Origin of the sequence: Prevotella pectinovora (assembly GCF_041323955.1) — a bacterium.
Lineage (GTDB): Bacteria > Bacteroidota > Bacteroidia > Bacteroidales > Bacteroidaceae > Prevotella > Prevotella pectinovora.
Map to the genome: position 1 here is coordinate 2,216,037 of NZ_JBGLIV010000001.1, position 23,998 is coordinate 2,240,034.

The following is a 23,998-nucleotide window of genomic DNA, read 5'->3' on the forward strand; positions in this document are numbered from 1 at the left end:
ACGGAAGTCATACAGATGCGTTTTTTTGTCAGAACGCCATTTTAGTGACGTAAACATAATAACTTACCACAAAAACAACGGAAAGGATGTCCGACAAAAGGCAATGAAAGGTCAAAATGGCGCATATTGAAAGGTAAATGTTTGGCGTACAACAATTTTTCAGTATATTTGCAAATAAAAAAGACAGATAAAATGCACAAAGCAGGATTCGTGAACATCGTGGGAAACCCGAATGTGGGAAAATCCACGCTAATGAACCAGTTGGTGGGCGAGCGCATCAGCATCGCCACATTCAAGGCGCAGACCACAAGACACAGGATAATGGGCATCGTGAACAGCGACGACGCACAGATAGTATTCTCCGACACCCCAGGAGTACTGAAACCGAACTACAAGTTGCAGGAGTCGATGCTCGCCTTCTCTGAATCGGCATTGACGGATGCCGACGTGCTGCTCTATGTCACCGACGTGGTGGAGAATCCGGAGAAGAACATGGAGTTTCTGGAAAAGGTGCAGAAGATGAGCATCCCCGTGATACTGCTCATCAACAAGATTGACCAAAGCGACCAGAAGACGCTCGGAACGCTCGTAACGAAATGGCACTCTCTGTTGCCCGACGCAGAGATACTGCCGCTCTCGGCAAAGAACAAGTTCGGAGTGGACATGCTGCTCAAACGCATAAAAGAGCTGCTGCCCGACTCCCCACCCTACTTCGACAAGGACCAGCTGACCGACAAGCCGGCGAGATTCTTCGTGAGCGAGATAATCAGAGAGAAGATCCTGCTCTACTACGACAAAGAGATTCCATACTCGGTGGAAGTATCGGTGCAGTCGTTCAAGGAGGACGAGAAGCGCATCAACATCCACGCTGTAGTCTATGTGGAACGCGACTCACAGAAAGGCATCATCATCGGACATCAAGGTGTGGCACTGAAGAAGCTGGGATCGGAAGCGCGCAAGTCGCTCGAACGGTTCTTCGGCAAGAAGATTTATCTGGAACTGTTCGTTAAGGTGGACAAAGACTGGCGCAGCTCTAAGAGGGAGCTGGACAGCTTCGGATATAATCCGGACTAAGCCGGAGAGACGGGGACAAACCTGAGGAAACAGGAACTCTGAGGAAAACGGGAGGTGAAACAGGACACTGACGGAGCAACATTCTGAACCGACAATCCGAAAGCATCCAATAATCCCGGAAAGAAAACAACAAAAAAGAAAAACGGAAAACAGAATATGGCAAATTTAGTAGCAATAGTAGGACGCCCCAACGTGGGTAAGTCAACGTTGTTCAACCGCCTCACGAAGACCCGCCAAGCCATCGTGAGCGACGTGGCAGGAACGACACGCGACCGTCAATACGGCAAATGCGACTGGAACGGAAAGGAGTTTTCAGTGGTGGACACCGGCGGATGGGTAGTGAAATCCGACGATATCTTCGAGGAGGAAATCCGCAAGCAGGTGCTCATCGCCACTGAGGAGGCTGACCTCATCCTCTTCCTCGTGGACATCACCACGGGAGTGACAGACTGGGACATGGACGTGGCGCAGATTCTACGCCGCACGAAGCTGCCGGTGATTCTCGTGGCAAACAAGACAGACAACAACGACCTGATATACAATGCGGCTGAGTTCTACAAGCTCGGACTCGGCGACCCGATGTGTATCAGCTCGGCTACGGGAAGCGGCACGGGAGACCTGCTCGACGACGTGGTGGCGAAACTGAAAGACAACAGCGGCGAACTGCTCGAAGAAGGCATACCACGCTTTGCCGTGGTGGGAAGACCGAACGCCGGAAAGAGCAGCATCATCAACGCATTCATCGGCGAAGACCGCAACATCGTGACGGAGATTGCCGGAACGACCCGCGACAGCATCTACACGAGATACGACAAGTTCGGATTCGACTTCTATCTCGTAGACACCGCCGGCATCCGCCGCAAGAACAAGGTGACCGAAGACCTGGAGTTCTACTCCGTGATGCGTTCCATCCGCGCCATCGAGCATTCTGACGTCTGCATCCTTATGATCGACGCAACGAGAGGCATCGAGGCACAGGACATGAACATCTTCCAGATCATTCAGAGGAACAACAAATCGCTCGTGGTAGTGGTGAACAAGTGGGACCTCGTGGAGAACAAGGACCAGAAGGTGATGGACACCTTCGAGAACGCCATCCGCAACCGCATGGCTCCATTCACTGACTTCCCTATCATCTTCGCCTCGGCACTGACGAAGCAGCGCATCTTCCGTGTGCTGGAGACTGCCAAGGAGGTGTACCTGAGCCGTAAGATAAAGATAGGCACATCAAAGCTCAACGAGATGATGCTGCCGCTGATAGAGGCTTATCCGCCACCATCAATAAAGGGAAAATACATAAAGATAAAATACTGCACGCAGCTGCCTAACACACAGATACCATCATTCGTGTTCTACGCCAACCTGCCTCAGTATATCAAGGAGCCTTACAAGAGATTCCTGGAGAACAAGATACGTTCGAACTGGAAACTCACGGGGTCTCCAATAAACATCTTCATACGTCAGAAGTAACGGATACGATGACAAACAGAATAACAGCAAAACTGCAGGCGTGTCTTATGGCATGCCTTGCAGCCTTGATTTTTACTTTGCCCGCGCCAGTGATGTCGGCGTGCTCGTCGTCGGAAGGCGGCAAGACGAAGGATATGGCTGCCGCAGAAGCTGCAAAGGAAATATACGACAGTCTGAGAAACGGCGGATATGAATATTTCACCGATATGACATACCGCAACGGGCGCATACCGGAAAACTACCGCAAGCAGCTCGTCATGAACTCCAAGATGTTCCTGTTTCAGATGCAGAAAGACCATGGAGGTATCCACGACATACAGATTGTCGACTGCCGCACTGACAGCGCCAGATCATCCGTCGACGCAAACGCCTTCCTGCTGCTCTGCTTCAACGACAGTACAAAAGAGGAAGTGGTGGTGCCGATGGTGAAGATTGGGGAGAAGTGGATGATGAGATGACAAATCAACAAAAAGAAGAAAATGCTAATACACAAATATCTAACGAGCTTCGGCAAATACCTCATCCTCATGGGACGCTCGTTCGCACGCCCTGAAAGGATGCGTATGTTCATGAAACAATACGTGAAGGAGATGTCCGGACTGGGAGTTGACTCCATCGGCATCGTGCTCCTCATCTCATTCTTCATAGGAGCCGTGATCTGCATACAGATGAAACTCAACATCCAGAGTCCTTGGATGCCACGCTGGGTGTCAGGATATACCACGAGAGAGATTCTGCTCCTGGAGTTCTCATCTTCAATCATGTGTCTTATCCTTGCCGGAAAGGTGGGGTCGAACATCGCCTCTGAGATCGGCACGATGAGAGTGACGCAGCAGATTGACGCACTGGAGATAATGGGAGTGAACTCTGCCAGCTATCTCATTCTGCCAAAGATGATGGGACTGATAACGATAATGCCGTTCCTCGTGATATTCTCGTCGGCAACGGGAATATTAGGCGCCTACGCCACAGCATACGTGGGACAGGTGCTCAGTCCTGACGACCTGACTGCCGGACTGCAACACAGCTTCAATCCATGGTTCATGTGGATGAGCATCATCAAGAGCCTCTTCTTCGCATTCATAATATCGAGCGTGTCGTCATACCACGGATATACCGTGGAAGGCGGTTCAGTGGAGGTGGGAAAGGCGAGCACCAACGCTGTGGTGACGAGCAGCGTACTGATACTCTGCTCCGACGTGTTCCTCACTCAGCTGCTGAGCTGATGGAACGGAGAGACGAGAACATACAGAGAGAAAGAGAGAACACAACATAAGGAGGGCGAAAGGTACTGATTTATGATAGAGATAAAGAACTTATGCAAGTCGTTTGGCGACAAGGTGGTGCTGAAAGACATCAGCACCGTGTTCGACAGCGGCAAGACGAACCTTATCATCGGACAGAGCGGCAGCGGCAAGACGGTGCTGATGAAGAACTTGGTGGGACTGCTCACGCCGACAAGCGGCGAGGTGCTCTACGACGGTCGCGACTTCGTGACGATGTCCAAGAAGGAGAAGGTGATGATGCGACGCGAAATGGGAATGATATTCCAGAGCGCCGCCCTCTTCGACTCGCTACCGGTGCTGGAGAACGTGATGTTCCCACTCGACATGTTTTCAAACATGAACTACCGCGAGCGTGTTCGCCGCGCACAGGAATGCCTCGACAGAGTGAACCTCGTGGATGCGGAGAAGAAATTCCCCGACGAGATTTCTGGTGGTATGCAGAAGCGTGTGGCGATTGCCAGAGCGATAGCGCTGAACCCTAAATACCTGTTCTGCGACGAGCCGAACTCCGGTCTCGACCCTAAGACATCGCTCGTTATCGACGACCTTCTACACGGCATCACTGAGGAATTTGACATCACCACAATAATAAACACCCACGACATGAACTCCGTGATGGGTATCGGCGAGAACATCATCTTCATATACCAAGGCGAGAAGGAATGGCAAGGCCAGAGCGCCGACATCATGGGCTCGACAAACAAAAAACTGACTGACTTCATCTTTGCCAGCGACCTGCTCAAGAAGATGAAGGAGAGCGAGATGAAGGAAATGAAGGAAAAGAAAAAGGGATAAGGCGAAAGATGCGAGGATAACCATAGCCTATAGAGAAGGACCATCTACAGCGCCGACAGGAAACCTGACCATCATATCAGAACAACAGGAAGACAAAGGGCAGACAAGCTCTATACACATAGCGCCGGAACACGTTTCAATCAGTGATTGACGTGTTCCGGCGCTTTATTGTAACAAGACTGGAACATAGTCGGCAGAAATAAATGTCAGCATAGATTTGGACAATAAAGAAAATAAGCATATACTTTGCAAAGTATATCGCAAGCGGTTTGCCCTCACGGGTGATTAAAAGGGAATCGGGTGGAAATCCCGGACAGTCCCGCTGCTGTGAGCCGCCCCTTATGAAAGGGTCGAACAATATGCCACTGGAAATTCATATAGCTCCAATCTGTTATTATGAAATGTCTAACGATTGTTGGAGGTTAACGGGAAGGCGTTCGATACCGGGCGGCAAGTCAGAAGACCTGCCATTGCGACACATGGCGTATAGTATCCATTATATATATGGTGGGAGAAAATGCCATTGCTGTCTCTCATGGGCTTCGAGGAAGGCGCACGAGGGAATCATGATGTTTGGGAAACAACAACATTTTCATTCATTAACTTTATAAACAAAATGCAAAAGAAGTACAGTTATCTAATGCTGGCACTCCTGTTGTCTATGTTATGGCTGCCAATGCAGCTGATGGCACAAGACGGCAACACAGTGCTGCAGCCGCAGTTCGGCAAGCAGACAGTGACAGTGGCAACGGATCAGGAACTCACGTACTACGACTACAAAGGCACAGGGTCGATCATGAGTTCCAATTCAAGCAACTCGCACTCCCTTCTCGTGTTCAAACCGGCAGAACAAGGGTATTCCATCATGATTACCTTCGAGTCGTTTGACGTGAGGACCCAGATGGGGTCATATCAGGGATATGCGAAGGTTTACGACGGTGAAGTGGACGACACGGGATTCACCTGGGCCACTAAAACAAACGAAGTGACAAAAGACACCAAGCTGCCCGAGGGCAACGTGATTGAAACTCTCGACGGCATCTACGACAGGAAGTCGTTCTACTCTACGACAACCGACGGAGCATTGTCGGTAGGATTCATATATCGCTACTCATTCAAAGCTGACGGATGGGTGGCAAAGGTGAAATGTGTGAAACTCGAAAACATGAGTGTTACTGACGCCGGATCGCAGTATGACAACGTGAAGAAGCCAGAGATGACTACAGACGTGAATATCGCCGGACTGTATGTCAACGCCAGCGGAGTGCTGAACGCTGACCACCTGACAGCCATCAAATTCAGAATGGCTGAGAACGAGAATGTGGTAGACCCTCTCTCTCTGAAACTGTTCGCCGGAAGCGCCGACTCATACAAGGGTGCTACCCCTATCGCTACTACGATAACGGAGGACAACGGCATATACACAATGACGCTCGACCATAAGCTGAGCGAAGGTAAGAATGAGTTTACCATCGTTGGCGACCTGAATACAGAGGCTTCCATCGGTGCGAAACTGAAACTGGAGGTTACCGGCGTAACCACTACAAACCAGCCCGACGGCGTTGCTACATTCACGGCAGCAGAGGCAGTAGGACTGGTGAACCCGGCTATTGTGACATTCCCAGCGGAATACAAGACAATCACGGTGACCGACACACCTCTCAACTTCTATGATGATGGAGGACCTACAGAAGAGGTAACCATCGGATTCAACGGTATGGTGACCTTCAAACCGGCTTCTCCCGACAAGAAGGTGATGATAAACTTCTCAAAGATGAATATCTTCGAGAGTTCTCTGCACGACGACGCGAAATCACAATACATCCTTATATATAACGGTTCGACGGACGATGAAGCCAATCTTATCAGAACCGTCAGAGAAACTGAGACTCCATTCGTACGTTCCAACTCGGAAGACGGAGCATTGACAATAAAGTTTGTGTCCGGCAGCGAACTGTCAAATACCCGTGACGGTTTCGAAGCTGAGGTTTCCCTGTTTATCCCACAGCCAATGACGACACAGGCGGTTGAGACGACACAAGCATCTGCAAAGACTCTGGCTGCCGGCGATACAGATCAGGAAATACTGAAACTGAACGTGAAGACAGAGAACAACTATCCGGCACTGACGGCAAAGAAATTCTCTTTCACCACAAACGGCACGAATGACATCATCAGCAAGGCTACTGTATATTATACCAAGTCAGCGGCCAGCTTCTCAACTTCCGTAAAGGTAGGCGAAGCTGAGGTGACTGGCGACGCTATCGAAATAACAGCAACCGACGAGGTGTCACTTGTTGAGGGCGACAACTATTTCTGGCTTGCCTACGACATCAAGGAAACGGCCGTCAACGGACAGAAGATTGATGCCGCAGTGACTTCTGTTACACTCAGTGATGCCACCCACACCGTTGCGGATGGTAATCCAGAGGGCAACCGCGAGGTGCTGAACCAGGTGGTATCGCATTCCGACCAGGGCACGGTGACAAAGAAGGTGAACGGTTCGATGGGCTTCAAGACACAGAACAAGAATGAATATTCTTCTGACTATGAAAGTGGCACGGACGACCGCATCAATATCTTCCTGCCTTACAACGAGGGTATGATATGCCAGATTGAATTCTCCAAATTTGACCTATACTGGAATACCTACAGCAGCTCTGAACATGCCTCGCTGAAGATCTACAGCGGCAAGGGCACTACAGGTGAACTGCTATGGGAGACCACAAAGAACAACTACACCAAGGGACCGGAGGGTGTAATCCGTTCTACTGCTGCCGACGGAGCATTGACAGTGGTGTTCAACGCCGGCGTTACTTCATCCTGGAACACAAAGAACGGTTTTGTGGCTACCGTGAGCGAATATCTCTCCAAACCAATGGAAGTGGCAGCAACTACTGCTACACAGTCGGCAAAGGAGATTGCAAAGGTGGGCGAAAAGGATCTCGACATCCTCAACATCAACATCACTACCGAGGGCAACGAGAATCCCAAGAAACTTTCTGCCGTAACTGTGGACATGAAGGGAGCGGAGAAGAGCATCGCTGCCATCAAGCTCTACTCGCTGGCAAAGGCTGACGAGGAGATTGCCGCCGACAAGGCTCCTGTGGCTACGGCTACAATCGACGGAACTGCAACGGAGGCTATACTGACTCTCGACGAACCGTTGGCACTGGCAGAAGGCGACAACTACTTCCGTCTGCGCTATGATATCTCTGACGACGCTAAGGCGGGCGACATTATCGACGCCGCTATAAAGAGCATCACTGCCGACGGTGAGACTCTGACTACAGAGAACGGCGACCCTGAGGGTGCGGTAATGATAAAGAACATATACAACATGATGGCGGGCGACAATGGTGAGATTCTCATCAACGAGGGCGCTCCTCTCTTGTTCTACGACGATGGCGGTGTGGACGGCGATTATTCGAAGAACTTCGAAGGAACTGTGACATTCGCTCCTAAGACTCCTGGACAGAGCGTGAAGCTCACATTCAAGGAGTGGACTGTGACTGCACAGGACAAGTTCTATGTATATCATGGCGGAGAGGTGAAGGAAAAGGAGGATGCCAAATACAGCATGTATGACAAACCGACTTATTTCCTCTCTGATGCCGAGGACGGCAAGGTGACCGTAAAATTCGTGACGAAATACTCAAAGGCTGGTTTCGCAATCGAGGTGACGGCATACGAGAAACAGCCTATCAGCGTGGCTTCTGTAACGACTACTGCCGTGGCTCCTGAAACTACGATGAAGGGTGCCGAGACGCTGCTGCAGAAGATTGAGGTGGTTGCTGACGGCGACCTCAACGTTCTGGACATACAGAAATTCAACCTCGCTGCCATCGACCTGGCAGACAATGCCCTCACCAATGCAAAAATCTATGCTACAGGAACAAGCGCCGAGTTCGCACCTGTAGACCTCTTCGGCAAGCAGGAGGGCGGTCAGCTTTCCATCAATGGTTCTTACAAGATCACGCTGCCTGGCACTTACTACTTCTGGCTCGCCGGCGACATCAGCACTGAAGCTGCTCCTGAGGCAACGGCATGTGCCCAGCTGGAGAGCATCACGGCAAACGAGACGACAACAAACGTTGAAGAGGCGGCAGCGGCTTCCACCAAGGTGGTACAGGGCGTGAGCGGCACAATAACAGTGGGCGCGGGCGCTGACTACGGCACGATACAGGCTGCCGTGAACTCTCTGAAGGACGGTATCGACGGACCTGTGACCATCAACATCAAGCGTGGTATATACAACGAGAACGTGACGGTGCCTGAGATTCCGGGAGCTTCGGAGAACAATACCGTGACGCTGCAGAGCGAAAGCGGCGACTGGCACGACGTGAAGATATATTACGACTTGTATAACGAGCCGCAATATTCTGACGACAAGATGTTCAATGAATTTGGTACGTTCACCATTGCCGGCGCTGACTGGTTCACGCTGCGCGGTGTGGAGGTGACAACGACAGACACCAATTTCCCTGGTGTGATACACATCAAGAACCAGAGCCGCCACGTGACTATCGACAACTGCTATATCCATGCAGACATGACGGTGACTTATTCAGAGGACATCAACCTGATATATACCTATACAAAGAACCTGGCTTACCAGAACAACGACTATCTCACAGTGAAGAACTGTCAGCTCGAGGGCGGATACATTGGTGTGAGAATGGGCGGAACAAGCTATGTGGCTCTACCTAAGGAAGTAGGCGGAGTGATAGAGAACAATATCCTGCGCAACCAGGGTTCCAAGTCTCTGTATGTGTCTGACGAGTTGGGAACGAAGATTCGCAACAACCGCATAGAAAACAACGCCACAACGAAGGAGTTTGACGGTATCGACGCACAGGTGAGAGACCTGTATGACGAGAGCTTCGAAATCAGCGGAAACAAGTTCCATCTCAACACCAACAACTCTGCTCTGGCCATCACGCTGAGACAGATGACGGGTAGCGAAGAGGTTCCGGTGAATATCGTGAACAACGAGGTCATCGTGGTTAGCAACAGCGAAAAGAGCTACGGTATCAAGGTCGGCAACAATGCATCCAACGTGAACATCGCCAACAACAGCGTAAACATGTTGGGTGAAGCCAAGTCTTCGGCTATGGTAATCAGCAGCAGTACTGCCGAGAACTTGAAGGTTGTGAACAACGTACTGATGAACAACGCCGGCGGTTATGTATACAGCTACAACAATGCCGACTACATGACAAAGGCTTCTTATGCCAACAATGCCGGCTTCACTACCGGTGAGGTGTTTGCACGTCACAAAGAGGATGTTGCTTCTTACGAGGCATGGCAGGCTATATGCAACGAGGAGAACGGAGTGAACGAGGCTGCAAACTTCATCGACGGCGAGAACACTCTGGAACTCTCTAAGGCTGGCAATCTGATGAAGGCACTGCCTCTGGCTTATGTGGAGACTGACATCACTGGCAAGGAACGTAACGGCGAGACTCCTACAATCGGTGCTTATGAGTTTGATGCCAACACGGATGCTCCGGTGATGGTTGAGGGTTATCCGATAATCAACAACATCACTGACACATCGGCCGACATGAAGGTGAGATTCAGTCAGACTGGTACCGTTCAATATATGGTCAAGGATGGAGCTGAGGATGCTCCTACCGTTGACGAGATTACGACTTCTGAGAATGTAATCACCGCATACAAGAACGATGAGACAAAAATTACCGTTGAGGGTCTGGAGAAAGACAAGGAGTATGTCATCTACTCACTGATGACAAACATCAACGGCATGTCAAGCGAGGTGTATGCCTCAAGCAAGTTCATCGCTGGCGGTGAGGTCATAAAGGAGATTCCTAACGTGAAGGCAACTGCAGAGGCTACTGAGAGTGTGGAGTCCGGACAGAAGGCTTCTCTCAAGGTTAACGTGACAGAGGGAACGGCTCCTTTCAGCATTTCCTGGACAAACGGAAAGCTTCAGGAGATAGCAACGGCTTCTCTCGATGACTTCGGTATTTCTGTGGTGGAATATGCTCCTGTGGAGTGCGACATGTATTATGTAACCGTGACGGATGCCAACGGAAAGCAGGCTTCTGACACTTGCCGTGTGGCAGTGACCGGTGATGCCGTGGTGGCAACATTCGAGAACCTGTATCTCGACAGCGAGAGCTACTGGAACGGTCCTGACTCTAAGGGCACACCGATGGTGGGCATATATGGCGACAACCAGCTCGACGGTTCGTTCGTGAGCGGTTCTTATCAGTTCAGCAACAACTACAGCCTCGACTGGAACTCATGGCAGGGATTCGCTTATTCTAACCGTACGGCAACGACGTTCACAAGCGCTACTCCTGACCAGTATAACTCTGTTGTTGGCCATGGATATGATGAGTCGGAGAATTATGCGGTGGTATTCGACAAGGGCACAATAACTGTGCTCAACAAGCCTGAGGAGGGTGACGTGATAAACGGATTCTATATCACCAACAACGCGTGGGCTCTTGACTGCATAAAGAACGGCAACGGAGTGGCACACAAGTTTGAAGAGGGTGACTATCTCATAGCGACATTCACTGGCACCAAGGCTGACGGTTCTACATCTACAGTGGACTGCTATCTTGCTGACTATCGTGCTTCGAAGGAGGCTGACCGCTACTATCTCGACACATGGCAGTGGGTTGACCTTCGTCCGCTCGGCAAAGTGAAAACAATAGCTGTATCTCTCTCTGGCTCTGACACTGGTTCATTCGGATTGAATACATCGGCTTACTTCTGTATGGATGACTTCAACGGTGAGCGTGTCGTTGCGGAGGCTCCGGTTCAGGTGGCTGGTGATGAAATTGATCTCAGCAAGTTCTTCACGTTCGATGATGCTTCGGCTACGGTTTCTTACGCATTTGCCGACGCTCTGAGCGAGGAACTGGCACAGAACGTGACTCTCTCTGCCGACGGCAGACTGACTGTGAAGAAGGGCTACTACAACAGTTTCAACGTTGTGGTAAGCGCCACACAGAAGGGCAAGATACAGTTCTTGAACATACCGTTCGACATCGTTGACGGCATCAATGGCGTTGAGGATTCTGACAGCAACGTAGCAGGTCGCTACAACATCAGCGGACAGAAACTGAACGCTCGCCAGAAGGGTGTCAACATCATACGCACCACCAATGGCAAGACCGTTAAGGTAGGCGTGAGGTGAGAATCCACATTTTGAGGTTATAAATAATCGATAGAGAAAGCCCCGGAACCTTGTGAATAGGTTTCGGGGCTTTCTTCTGATAACGCATCGTCAGCTAATAATGTCTCGTCATATAGTGAAGCGGCGGTATACCGCTGGTATAGCTATGTGATACTGTCAGTATACCTATGCTGCACTATCGGTGCAAGGCTGCTGCACTTCTCTTGTACCGCTTTTTCAATCTATATTTATGATGAATTACCTAAATAGTTACATTAACTCCCTTTTGAACCACACCTCGAAAACATGGTCGGCAAGAAACACTCCCTCCTTGGTCTGGGTGATGATTTCCTTTTCGAAAAGAGCTTTCTTAATGCGCTCCACATTCGATTTCGTTCCAATTGGATAAATATCGTCAACTTTCTTTGATGAGAAGCCATTGTGGATGCCGCTGCAAAGCAGACGGATGAAGTTGAGCTGGTAGGTTGTGAGTGATTCCGTCTGCTGCACAAACAGGCTGTTGCATTGTTCCAGCAGAGCATCAACGCCCCGATGAAATGTTTCTTCTGTCACTTCCGTATCCGTCTCTGCCATCACATTCCACGCCAACTGCTGTACGTAGGATGAATAGTTTCCGACGCACTCACATATCCTGGATGCGTAAATGTCAGAGATTCGTTTTCCGTATTTCTCAAAGCGGGAGCAGATGAACGGCACCCAATACTCCGTGGGGATACAGTCTAGGTATATCATCTCGCCGAACATGTAGAATGGCATCCGCTTACTTTGAAAGATATTCATCATCAGGTGTTTCTTGCTGCCAAACAGACAATAGGACACATTCTGCTGATGCTGCCATACACCGCGCATACGCTTCTGCACTTCTATGCTGCCTGGAAATTCGCCTACCTGCTGGAACTCATCGATACATACAACTATCCGGAAGCCTTTTTCGCGTGCAATGAGTTCCGGAAGATTGAGTATCTCTTCGGGAGTATAGTCCTTCGGCGTTATTCCAAGCGATAATGAGAACTCCGAATTTGGCTCAGGACTGAAGGAGAACTTGGGCGAAAGGCGGACAAGGAATCGCTTTATGTTTTCCAATATCTGCTCCGCCCTGTTGCCCGTGGATTTCAGTATTGCCGAAGCAAAGCGGTTGTAGAAATCATACTCGCTACGACAGTCGTATATATCCATATACACTGTTTTCACCTGCGGAACGTCCATTTCCGACATTACCTTCTTTACCAGTGAGGTCTTTCCCATTCGCCTTGGCGAGATGAGGATGACGTTTATGCCGTTTTCAAAATCAAGCTTTATGCGCTTGGCTTCCTTTATGCGGTCGGTGAAGTTATTGCCCTCTACCGACATTCCGTAAACAAATGCTTTTTCCATATCCCAAATACTTATATTGACGATGTAAATACTTTGCAAACGAGCGCAAAGAGAGTTTACTCTCAATTTGCCGAGTGCAGCTAAGTATTATATAAATACTTTGCAAATATAAACAAAAATATCGGGGTTCACAAGTTAGTGGACCACTAACTTGTGAACCTTGTATAAGTATCTGACGGTAAACGATATTGAACTTTCGCAAGTTTACAACTGGCTCTGGCAGTGGACAAGTAGACAAGATACTAGTAAACAAGGAAATTAAAAGCCCAAGGCTTCATAATCAACGTCACCACCAGGGTAATCGCCGTACATTCCATCTGTCATTGCATCCCAAGTATCTTCTTCAGTCCATTCGTATGGCTCTTGCTCTGCGTATATTCTTCTTTGAAGTGCTTTTTCTTCTTCAACCTCTGCATCAGTCCTTATCAAATATGACATATCCTTTCCTTTTTGATAGTTTATGAGGTCAATTAGTGAAATAAAATTCCTCTTGAAACGGTCGTCTATCTTCCAAAAGTTTTCAAAACGTCCGTTTCTAAAATGTAAAGACTTGCATCTGATTGTATGAGGGAACACTTTCTCATTATTATGGTTGATTAGTATGCATTCTTCGCTATATTTGCCATCATCTAATCTTGCTGCAACGAAACCATGATGAAAAATGTTGGTCCACGAATCAGGCCAACATTCTACCCTATACTCAAATGGTATTACTATATTCTCTTCAATATCGATGAATCCTAATTTCTCACCATCTATTGATGCAGCAAGCAGTCCCTCACTAAATCTTCCTAAATAACGGTATTTGTCTTTTGGTATTACTATATCCCCGTTGTCATTTACGAGATAAGAGTATTCTTCATGATTGACGTATGACGTCTTCACTTCAAGTCCATGCCAGTATTTATCATCGTATAATTGTGGATTCTTAAAATGAACTATTTTCCCTTGGTGATTGATTAGCACTTCACCGTCATCTTCCATAAACGAGAACAAGACAGCATGGGCATAACCATGTGAGAAATCGGATACTTGTTCAAATTCAAATGGGACTTGGATGTTATTAAATAGATCAACAAAACCCCATTTCCCTTCTTTCTTCACTGCCCACAACCCCTCTCTTATGATACTAGCAGATTCATATTGGGGCTCTATTACGAATTCTTTTCCTCGGGAATAGTATAGTCCCCATTTTCCATTGTATTTGACAGGATATATGTCTTCTGTCGGAGCGTTTATGTCTTCAAAAATAAAAGGGAGTATTTCTGTCTCATTATTCCAAAACTCTTTATTTTTGAGGATTCCCCATTTGAAATTCTCATTCATTCCTATGAACACGAAACTGTTGTTGCCCCCTAAATGTATTGGTATTATTTGCAAAAACTCTATTGGTTGTATAACTGACACGCCATATCCGGAGAAAATCCCAAACCTTGTTCCCTTTTGGACTAAGTGAAAATTTGTTTGCCTTTCACCAATTTTAAGTGCATTCGATATTGAATCGAACTGTTCTAACTTCTCGTTCAATTCCTTTAGGAACTTTTCTTTCTGGCCAGCGAACCAGACTCTTACTCCACCATCTAAAACAGTCCCACCAGGATGTTCATTGTCAATTTCATCAATTACCTCTTGGCAATCTTTAATTGAATTCATCTTAACGTTTAATAGTTCTTTTGTCATAGCGATGTGATTTAGGGTAGCCATAAGACTACCCGAATAATTCATATTTCTTTTGCTGCTCTAAAAACGATTCCTCTAACAAATTGCCTTTGCTCCGAGTCTATAGAGAAATGTTCAAACGAAGGACTATAGTCAGGTACTAAGTCTGAATTAAGATGATGACAGATTCGATTCATCATTCTTTCTGAAGAATCAGAATATGAATTCCAATTCCTTGCCTGAGCAAAAATCTCAGACGAAACAATCTGCCCATTGGCGTCAAACTCAGGATTCTTTAGCTCGTACAAGAGCCCATCTACATAATTTTCTTTTCTCATAAATAACAAATTAAAAATTAAAAATTAGAAAACTATTATCTTCGGCTCTAAGGCTCCATTAGGAGATTCATTGGCAAAGATACGATAAATATTCGAAATAACATCAAAGATTACGTTAAATCTGAAATGTACGACCCCAATTTGTCGGGCACATGTCTATATTTCTGCAAAAACTATATTGGGGTAAATGGGGATAATGTGTATTCCTTAGATATATCCATGGACAGGGAGCAAACAAGGCATGCATCTCAAGATTCTGTTTTTAGATATTTAATTAGGCCTGTCAAAGACAAAGCATAGTACGAGAACAGTACCAAAATGTGGGAGAGAGGCACATCCTCTCCCACTATTTTACAATTCTGTTACAAGTTCAGGATCGGTTTATTTGTCTGCTTGTGATAAACAGTCTAAGTTTTATGTTCCATGTGGCAAAGGTAGCAAACTTAAATGACAATCCGTTAAATATCGTTGGTGTTTTGGTTAGACCCTGTCACGAGCTTTGTCGGGTGAGCCGAAATTTGCTTTTCTTGAAAATCGTTGTTTGCAAGGCTTAAACCAGTAAGGCTAATCTCCTTGTCAACTTGTCTACTCATTTACTGACAGCATGTCGAAGACATGCGAAACTTGAGATAACGCTGTTTGTCGCCACGCTTGTATTAGCTGTTCTTCGACAACCTTTTAGAGTGCCATCACTCCAACCGAACTTAAAAGTATGTTCGGGAAAAACGATTTATTTTTTTATCTCAATCCTAAACGTCGTGCCTACTCCCACTTCACTGCGTTTTACGAAGATGCGGCCATGATGATATTCCTCAACGATTCTCTTGGCAAGAGACAGACCTAAGCCCCATCCACGTTTCTTTGTCGTGAAACCAGGCTTGAACACGCTGCTTATGTCTTTCTTCCTTATACCCTTGCCATCGTCAGTAACTTCGATAACTGCCTTGCCTGGCAAATCCAAGACCTCGATAGTGATATGCCCCTCGCCTTCCATAGCGTCAACGGCATTCTTGCAGAGGTTCTCTATTACCCACTCAAAAAGAGAAGCATTGAGATTCACGATAATATCATTCTGAGGGAATTTCTTTGTCATAAGAACCTTGGATGATGTCCGTCGGTCCATATAGTCGATCACATGGTCTACCACATCACTGAGACTCGACGGCACTGGTTCTGGCAATGAGCCAATCTTGGAGAAGCGGTCTGCAATGAGCTGCAAGCGCTTCACATCCTTGTCCATCTCCGGGATAAGGTCATCATCAGGATAATTCTCCTTCAGTATCTCTATCCAGGCCATAAGACTGGATATCGGTGTACCCAGCTGATGTGCGGTCTCCTTTGACAAACCGACCCACACCTTGTTTTGTTCTGCTTTCTTTGATGTCAGCAAAGCGAATATAGCCACTACAACAAATATAAGCACTACTCCAAGCTGCACATAAGGATAATACGCCAAACGTTTCAGTATCGTGGAATCATCATAGCATACATCCACATAAGCCTTCTTATTAGCATCATCCATAGAGATTCTGATGAATCTGCCAGCGTCATAAAGACGCTTTCCCAAATGCGACACATACGCAACACTATCCTTCTCAGAACGGTTGCCTACATCAACGTTTCTGCATATCTGCACCAGTCCCTTATTATCAAGCACGATAACGGGAATGGTATTGTTGTCGTTCATCACTTTCAGTACAAGCCCCAAATCTGTGGTCTCGTCGGCCATATTGAACGAGCGCATTGCGTCCGCCCAAATTTCCATCTTGTTGCGTTCCTCCTTGGCGAGGTCCTTTACAAAGATATTTGAGATTATCAGGGATGTTACCGCTATTACAATAGCCGCCAACACGAGAATGATCTTAACTTGCCTTATTCTATCTGTCCATTGCATATCATAGTAACGGAAATAACTACTATTTATTGCAATACAAATGTTTGCAAAGACATTTTAAGGACACATTATAAAAATCAAAAGACTGCAAGCAGTTATAAAATACTACCATTGAACGGCCTAATGACCGTTTTGGGTTAAATACTACATTGAACGGCCTAATGACCGTTTCAGGTTAAATGGAGATATAAAAACAAGACAAGGAAGTGATCAGTCTTATGACACGTGTACAATTCTGGTATTTAACCCACATTTTCCCAAAAACCGTCAACCATCTGGTCACATATTCGGAAGTGTCTATAATTCAGTCACTTCCGCCTGTTTCTGCATGCAAAAACCATCGGGTAATTGTCTGGACAATTCAATTATCGCCTGATGAAAACAGACATAAAGCTGCATGAGGACCAAGGAAGCCTCTGATGCGTACAGACGCAAAAAAATCCTCCGGAGGATTGCCCTTCCGGAGGATTCAAGCTTTAAAGTGAAAAAAGGCGGTTACCTACTCTCCCACATTGCATTGCAGTACCATCGGCGCAAGCGGGCTTAACTTCTCTGTTCGGAATGGGAAGAGGTGGAACCCCGCCGCTGTCGCCACCTGATATGGGGGACATGCGAACGTTACAGACTTCTTGTTTTGTAGAATTGACAGTTGCAATACAACTGAAAGTGTGTGCCAAAAAGCGAAAGCTCTCGGGCAATTAGTAGCGCTCGGCTTTGACGTCGCCGTCTTTACACCTGCGCCCTATCAACGTCGTCGTCTGCGACGACCCTCAATGGAGTTCTAATCTCGTGGAAAGCTTCGCACTTAGATGCTTTCAGCGCTTATCCGATCCAGACGCGGATACCCGGCGGTGCGCCTGGCGGCACAACCGGTACACCGGAGGTCTGTCCGTCACGGTCCTCTCGTACTAGTGACAGCACCACTCAAAACTCCTGCGCCCACGATAGATAGAGACCGAACTGTCTCACGACGTTCTGAACCCAGCTCGCGTGCCACTTTAATGGGCGAACAGCCCAACCCTTGGGACCTTCTCCAGCCCCAGGATGTGACGAGCCGACATCGAGGTGCCAAACCACCCCGTCGATATGAGCTCTTGGGGGGGATCAGCCTGTTATCCCCGGAGTACCTTTTATCCTTTGAGCGACGGAGTTTCCATACACATCCGCCGGATCACTATGCCCCAGTTTCCTGCCTGCTCGGGATGTCTCCCTCCCAGTCAAGCGCCCTTTTGCCATTGCACTCTTGAAGGCCGCTTACCAAACGGCCCGAGGGCACCTTTGGAAGCCTCCGTTACGCTTTTGGAGGCGACCACCCCAGTCAAACTACCCACCAAGCAGTGTCCGCGACTATCCGCGTTAGACCTCAGACAGCCAAAGGGCCGTATTTCAAGGATGGCTCCACAACGCCTGGCGACGCCGCTTCGAAGCCTCCGGCCTATCCTACACATCGGATGACCAAGGTCAATGCTAAGCTGTAGTAAAGGTTCACGGGGTCTTTTCGTCCCATCGCGGGTAATCGGCATCTTCACCGATACTACAATTTCACTGAGCTCATGGCCGAGACAGCGTCCGGATCATTACACCATTCGTGCAGGTCGGAACTTACCCGACAAGGAATTTCGCTACCTTAGGACCGTTATAGTTACGGCCGCCGTTTACCGGGGCTTCAATTCAATGCTTCCCTTGCGGTGACATCTCCTCTTAACCTTCCGGCACCGGGCAGGTGTCAGGCTGTATACTTCATCTTTCGAGTTCGCACAGCCCTGTGTTTTTGTTAAACAGTTGCCTGGACCTATTCTCTGCGCCTCACCCGGAGGTGAGGACCCCTTATCCCGAAGTTACGGGGTCAGTTTGCCTAGTTCCTTAGCCATGAATCTCTCAACGCCTTAGTATGTTCTACCCAACTACCTGTGTCGGTTTGCGGTACGGGTACCGCCAACATGAGTTTAGCCCATTTTCTCGGGAGTATGATTACCCTCGCTGTCAGGTTCCCCCGAAGGGGACCCCGTACTTTCGGGTTTCAGCTCAAACGCCGGATTTGCCTGGCATTCTCATAGCCTACGCCCTTCAACGCCCTATTCCGTCAGGGCGCGGAGGTGTCACTGCTCCGTCTGGACATCACTGATGGCGGTAGTCACGGAATGTTGACCGTGTCTGCCATCGGCCTCGCCGCTCGGCTTAGCCTTAGGACCCGACTGACCCCAGGATGAATGGCATTGCCTGGGAAACCTTAGTCGTTCGGCGGGAGGGGTTCTCGCCCTCCTAATCGTTACTTATACCTACATTTGCTTTTCCATAGGCTCCAGCAGTAGTCACCTACTGCATTCTACGCCGATGGAATGCTCCCCTACCGATACTTTTATTATTTGCTATCCCGCGCCTTCGGTGCCTGTCTTATACCCGATTATTATCCATGCACGGACCCTCGACCAGTGAGCTGTTACGCACTCTTTGAATGAATGGCTGCTTCCAAGCCAACATCCTGGCTGTCTCAGGGACCACACTTCGTTAGACTAACTCAGACAGAACTTCGGGACCTTAGACGGCGGTCCGGATTCTTCTCCTCTCGGGGACGGACCTTAGCACCCGCCCCCTTACTGCAGGAATACTAAGCGTGAGCATTCGGAGTTCGTCAGGTCTCGATAGGCGGTGAAGCCCTCTTGACCTATCGGTCGCTCTACCTCTCACGCTGACCTTCCCACGCGGCACCTAAATGCCTTTCGGGGAGTACGAGCTATCTCCAAGTTTGATTGGCCTTTCACTCCTACACTCACCTCATCCAGAAGCTTTTCAACGCTTATTGGTGCGGTCCTCCATCCCGTGTTACCGGGACTTCAACCTGGACAAGTGTAGATCACTTGGTTTCGCGTCTGCCTCCGCCAACTTGACGCCCTCTTCAGGCTCGCTTCCACTACGGCTTCGTCCCTCATGGGACTTAACCTCGCTGGCGACGGCAACTCGTAGGTTCATTATGCAAAAGGCACGCCGTCACATCACATGGATGCTCCGACCGCTTGTAGGCGCATGGTTTCAGGATCTCTTTCACTCTTCTCGTCGAAGTGCTTTTCACCTTTCCCTCACGGTACTGGTACACTATCGGTCTCACGGGAGTATTTAGCCTTGCCGGATGGTCCCGGCGGATTCGGGCAGGATTCCTCGTGTCCCGCCTTACTCAGGATACCGCTAGGCCTTCGCTCGCTTCACGTACGGGGCTTTCACCCTCTACGGCCGGACTTTCCAGTCCATTCTGTTCACGATAAAAGTACCACAGCGCGGTCCTACAACCCCGGCGTTGCCTTGACAACACCGGTTTGGGCTCTTCCCCGGTCGCTCGCCACTACTGGGGGAATCATTGTTTATTTTCTCTTCCTGGAGGTACTAAGATGTTTCAGTTCCCTCCGTTCGCCTCCGGACTTTTGTCCGGATGACAGTCCTTCAGACTGCCGGGTTGTCCCATTCGGAAATCCCTGGATCAAAGGTCATTTGCACCTCCCCAGGGCTTGTCGCAGCTTATCACGTCCTTCATCGCCTCCGTGAGCCTAGGCATCCGCCATACGCCCTTTCTTACTTTCGCCTGTGTCCACAAGTGAACCGTAATTCACAAGGGACCTAGCCCATACTTTCAGCTGTATTGAAATTTTCTTTTCTACAGTTTTGTCTGTAACAACATGTCAAAGATCGTTTTCGTTGAGAATATTCAGAATTCTCACGAATCGTGGAGAATAACGGATTCGAACCGTTGACCCCCTGCTTGCAAAGCAGGTGCTCTAGCCAGCTGAGCTAATCCCCCAAATTACATTGAAGAACAATATAGGAGAGTGAGGCTCATTTCGTTTCGCCTCTTACGTAGTCCCAGGCAGACTTGAACTGCCGACCTCCACATTATCAGTGTGGCGCTCTAACCAACTGAGCTATAGGACTGTCAGGTTGGTCAGGTGTATGGACTTCTCCGCCCAGTTTCCTTTGTCTCTCTTTATTCTTGGAAAACAGGAGTTCGTGAGTACAAGAAGATTTTTGGAAAGACCTGATTCCGTATCTTCTGTCTTACAGGTGCACCTTTTCGAAAGGCATCTCCAGAAAGGAGGTGTTCCAGCCGCACCTTCCGGTACGGCTACCTTGTTACGACTTAGCCCCAATCACCGGTTTCGCCCTAGGCCGACCCTTGCGGTCACGGACTTCAGGCGCCCCCGGCTTTCATGGCTTGACGGGCGGTGTGTACAAGGCCCGGGAACGTATTCACCGCGCCATGGCTGATGCGCGATTACTAGCGAATCCAGCTTCGTGGGGTCGGGTTGCAGACCCCAGTCCGAACTGGGGGACACTTTAGCGATTGGACGGACGTTGCCGGCCGCCGGCGCTCTGTATGCCCCATTGTAACACGTGTGTAGCCCCGGACGTAAGGGCCGTGCTGATTTGACGTCATCCCCACCTTCCTCACACCTTACGGTGGCAGTGTCCGCAGAGTGCCCGGCATCACCCGATGGCAACTACGGAGAGGGGTTGCGCTCGTTATGGCACTTAAGCCGACACCTCACGACACGAGCTGACGACAACCATGCAGCACCTTCACAGAGACCCCGAAGGGCGTCATTATCTCTAAATCCTTCCTCTGCAATTCAAGCCCGGGTAAGGTTCCTCGCGTATCATCGAATTAAACCACATGTTCCTCCGCTTGTGCGGGCCCCCGTCAATTCCTTTGAGTTTCACCGTTGCCGGCGTACTCCCCAGGTGGGATGCTTAACGCTTTCGCTTGGCCACTCGCCCAGGTGGGCGAATAGCGGGCATCCATCGTTTACCGTGCGGACTACCAGGGTATCTAATCCTGTTCGATACCCGCACTTTCGAGCCTCAGCGTCAGTTGCGCTACCGTCAGCTGCCTTCGCAATCGGAGTTCTTCGTGATATCTAAGCATTTCACCGCTACACCACGAATTCCGCCAACGTCCCGCGTACTCAAGTGGACCAGTTCGCGCCGCACGTCCGCCGTTGAGCGACGGAATTTCACGACACGCTTAACCCACGGCCTGCGCTCCCTTTAAACCCAATAAATCCGGATAACGCCCGGACCTTCCGTATTACCGCGGCTGCTGGCACGGAATTAGCCGGTCCTTATTCAAATGGTACATGCAATGCGGGACGCGTCCCGCACTTTATTCCCAAACAAAAGAGGTTTACAACCCGTAGGGCAGTCTTCCCTCACGCTACTTGGCTGGTTCAGGCTTGCGCCCATTGACCAATATTCCTCACTGCTGCCTCCCGTAGGAGTTTGGACCGTGTCTCAGTTCCAATGTGGGGGACCTTCCTCTCAGAACCCCTACTGATCGTCGCCTTGGTGGGCCGTTACCCCGCCAACAAGCTAATCAGACGCATCCCCATCCCATACCGCCAGTCCTTTCGTCATCAAAAAATGCCTCTTAATGACAGCATACGGTATTAATCCGCCTTTCGACGGGCTATCCCGTGGTATGGGCCAGGTTGGATACGCGTTACTCACCCGTGCGCCGGTCGTCATCCTGGAAGAGCAAGCTCTACCAGATGTTACCCCGCGACTTGCATGTGTTAAGCCTGTAGCTAGCGTTCATCCTGAGCCAGGATCAAACTCTCCATTGTATAATATCTTTATAATGACCTTTCCCGAAGGAAAGTTCGTTTTGTCTCTGTTCAGAATGCCTCCGAAAATCATTCGGTATCACCTTCAGAAATTGATAGGTTTCGTTCTACCCAGAACTCCTTTATCCATGACCCCTATATAATATAAGGTGGAAAAGAAGCCTGCTTCTTGTACTACTACTTCTCTGTTTATTGTAATCTTTTCAAAGAACTCTTTCTTCTGTCGCTCTTTCTGACTTAATAACTGTTTTGTAACAGCGTTCGTTCTCAAAAGCGGATGCAAAGGTATGGGTTTTTCTCATACCATCCAAATGTTTTCAAAAGAAAATGAGAAAAAAGTGACGGTTTTCCTTTTATTTGACAGAATTAAAGGGAAAGGTGTAGGGTTCACATTATATTTATAAATGCGCGCGAAGGGAAATTATCGATGGTATTGTTTTCATGGGGAGCGGGATTTCCGTTGGTGATGCTTTATTGTGACTGATATATGGCATGGGGACTCTACGCAATAACAAGGAAGGATTATATATGTGAGCATTTGGTGTCCATCTGCCTGCGGCGATGGACAAAAATTAAACACGGATTTGACTTTTTTACTGATTTTTCAGGTGGTGAATGGGTTATTGGATTTATCTTTGGATTTACTGGGATTTGCGGGGGCTGGGGGCACTCCCCATTCCTTGCTGAGTTCTAAGCTGATGAAACAAGCCACTTGTTGATGATCTTTCCTGCTGACTTCAGCCCCCTCTCGGTCTCCCCCGAAGGGGAGATGCAGGTTACTCTGGTTCTGATTTCTGACAAAAGGATATGTAACACACGGTCATGGAAAATGGAAGATTTTGGGCACGAAAGGAAAAGGAAATGTGCCCAGGTGGGGCAACGTGCTTACCCATGTTGGGCAACGTGCTTGCCCCACTTGGGCAAGGTGCGTGCCCAAAAACGGGACAAAATAAGACTTAAAGCTACTGTAAACGGAGAGGAGTGGCAAGTGCCTGATGCGGGGACAAAGGACTGAATATCAAGGAAAAGCAAGAGGCATACGAGGAATTCGACACCGACCGCAACTCGTTTCTCAGTCTGTATATGGGATTCAACCTGCCGTTGAGCAAATACGACCTTGACGAAGGCAACGTGTTCCAGACCTCCACCGGAAAGACGACTACAACATCCAGACCCCGGCGAGCCATGGCAGCAGGGAGTATATGCACATCATGACACTGGGAGCTAAAGTGGGATTACGACTGTGATATCCTCTGACGACATAAGGTGTTAACAACTTTTACAATCTTCTCATCCAACTTATTCCCTGTAATTATTGTTCAGGA

At 48.7% G+C, this 23,998-nt stretch carries 10 protein-coding genes, 2 tRNA genes, 3 rRNA genes and 1 riboswitch; of the genes, 7 read left to right on the top strand and 8 right to left on the bottom strand.

Features of this window, described 5'->3' with window-relative positions:
* The first annotated feature begins 192 nt into the window (after positions 1–192).
* From era to ACDC99_RS08710, 6 genes are all read left to right on the top strand, one after another.
* On the top strand, positions 193–1,074 hold the full coding sequence (era, locus tag ACDC99_RS08685; protein WP_042517399.1) for a GTPase Era: 882 nt from the start codon (positions 193–195) through the stop codon (positions 1,072–1,074).
* Positions 1,075–1,230: 156 nt separating this feature from the next.
* Positions 1,231–2,544: a ribosome biogenesis GTPase Der gene (gene der / locus ACDC99_RS08690; RefSeq protein ID WP_022316055.1), complete on the top strand. Its 1,314-nt coding sequence runs from the start codon at positions 1,231–1,233 to the stop codon at positions 2,542–2,544.
* 8 nt (positions 2,545–2,552) lie between these two features.
* On the top strand, positions 2,553–3,002 hold the full coding sequence (locus ACDC99_RS08695) for a hypothetical protein (RefSeq protein ID WP_320874973.1): 450 nt from the start codon (positions 2,553–2,555) through the stop codon (positions 3,000–3,002).
* Between the two features lie 21 nt (positions 3,003–3,023).
* A complete protein-coding gene (locus ACDC99_RS08700; RefSeq protein ID WP_022316057.1) occupies positions 3,024–3,770 on the top strand; it encodes an MlaE family ABC transporter permease in 747 nt (248 codons plus the stop codon).
* Between the two features lie 72 nt (positions 3,771–3,842).
* Positions 3,843–4,625, top strand: a complete 783-nt coding sequence (locus ACDC99_RS08705) for an ABC transporter ATP-binding protein (RefSeq protein ID WP_022316058.1) — start codon at positions 3,843–3,845, stop codon at positions 4,623–4,625.
* Between the two features lie 247 nt (positions 4,626–4,872).
* Positions 4,873–5,111, top strand: a riboswitch (cobalamin riboswitch).
* A 130-nt stretch (positions 5,112–5,241) separates the two neighbouring features.
* Positions 5,242–11,799 carry a DUF4465 domain-containing protein gene (locus ACDC99_RS08710; protein ID WP_370756589.1) on the top strand — a complete coding sequence of 2,186 codons (6,558 nt, stop codon included), beginning with the start codon at positions 5,242–5,244 and terminating at the stop codon, positions 11,797–11,799.
* Between the two features lie 249 nt (positions 11,800–12,048).
* On the opposite strand, the gene ACDC99_RS08715 is transcribed toward ACDC99_RS08710, so the two are convergent.
* From ACDC99_RS08715 to ACDC99_RS08750, 8 genes are all read right to left on the bottom strand, one after another.
* Positions 12,049–13,173, bottom strand: coding sequence for an AAA family ATPase (locus ACDC99_RS08715; RefSeq protein ID WP_022316060.1), 1,125 nt, complete (start codon positions 13,171–13,173; stop codon positions 12,049–12,051).
* A gap of 258 nt (positions 13,174–13,431) precedes the next feature.
* Positions 13,432–14,853, bottom strand: a complete 1,422-nt coding sequence (locus ACDC99_RS08720) for a WG repeat-containing protein (protein ID WP_370756590.1) — start codon at positions 14,851–14,853, stop codon at positions 13,432–13,434.
* A gap of 1,047 nt (positions 14,854–15,900) precedes the next feature.
* Positions 15,901–17,064, bottom strand: coding sequence for a sensor histidine kinase (locus tag ACDC99_RS08725; protein WP_022316061.1), 1,164 nt, complete (start codon positions 17,062–17,064; stop codon positions 15,901–15,903).
* A gap of 486 nt (positions 17,065–17,550) precedes the next feature.
* Positions 17,551–17,663 (bottom strand): 5S ribosomal RNA (gene rrf / locus ACDC99_RS08730).
* Between the two features lie 79 nt (positions 17,664–17,742).
* Positions 17,743–20,638, bottom strand: a 23S ribosomal RNA gene (locus ACDC99_RS08735).
* Positions 20,639–20,780: 142 nt separating this feature from the next.
* Positions 20,781–20,854 (bottom strand) — tRNA-Ala (locus ACDC99_RS08740).
* 57 nt (positions 20,855–20,911) lie between these two features.
* Positions 20,912–20,985, bottom strand: a tRNA-Ile gene (locus ACDC99_RS08745).
* 156 nt (positions 20,986–21,141) lie between these two features.
* Positions 21,142–22,673 (bottom strand): 16S ribosomal RNA (locus ACDC99_RS08750).
* The 16S, 23S and 5S rRNA genes sit together here with 2 tRNA genes alongside, the layout of an rRNA operon.
* A 1,083-nt stretch (positions 22,674–23,756) precedes the next feature.
* Between ACDC99_RS08750 and ACDC99_RS08755 the strand changes: the two genes are divergently transcribed.
* Positions 23,757–23,888, top strand: a complete 132-nt coding sequence (locus ACDC99_RS08755) for a hypothetical protein (RefSeq protein ID WP_288965599.1) — start codon at positions 23,757–23,759, stop codon at positions 23,886–23,888.
* The last annotated feature ends 110 nt before the right edge of the window (positions 23,889–23,998 follow it).

Coding starts and splice junctions, on each gene's coding strand:
- era (WP_042517399.1), top strand. CDS start 193: ATGCACAAAGCAGGATTCGTGAACATCGTGGGAAACCCGAATGTGGGA.
- ACDC99_RS08700 (WP_022316057.1), top strand. CDS start 3,024: ATGCTAATACACAAATATCTAACGAGCTTCGGCAAATACCTCATCCTC.
- ACDC99_RS08755 (WP_288965599.1), top strand. CDS start 23,757: ATGGGATTCAACCTGCCGTTGAGCAAATACGACCTTGACGAAGGCAAC.
- ACDC99_RS08705 (WP_022316058.1), top strand. CDS start 3,843: ATGATAGAGATAAAGAACTTATGCAAGTCGTTTGGCGACAAGGTGGTG.
- der (WP_022316055.1), top strand. CDS start 1,231: ATGGCAAATTTAGTAGCAATAGTAGGACGCCCCAACGTGGGTAAGTCA.
- ACDC99_RS08720 (WP_370756590.1), bottom strand. CDS start 14,853: ATGACAAAAGAACTATTAAACGTTAAGATGAATTCAATTAAAGATTGC.
- ACDC99_RS08710 (WP_370756589.1), top strand. CDS start 5,242: ATGCAAAAGAAGTACAGTTATCTAATGCTGGCACTCCTGTTGTCTATG.
- ACDC99_RS08725 (WP_022316061.1), bottom strand. CDS start 17,064: ATGCAATGGACAGATAGAATAAGGCAAGTTAAGATCATTCTCGTGTTG.
- ACDC99_RS08715 (WP_022316060.1), bottom strand. CDS start 13,173: ATGGAAAAAGCATTTGTTTACGGAATGTCGGTAGAGGGCAATAACTTC.
- ACDC99_RS08695 (WP_320874973.1), top strand. CDS start 2,553: ATGACAAACAGAATAACAGCAAAACTGCAGGCGTGTCTTATGGCATGC.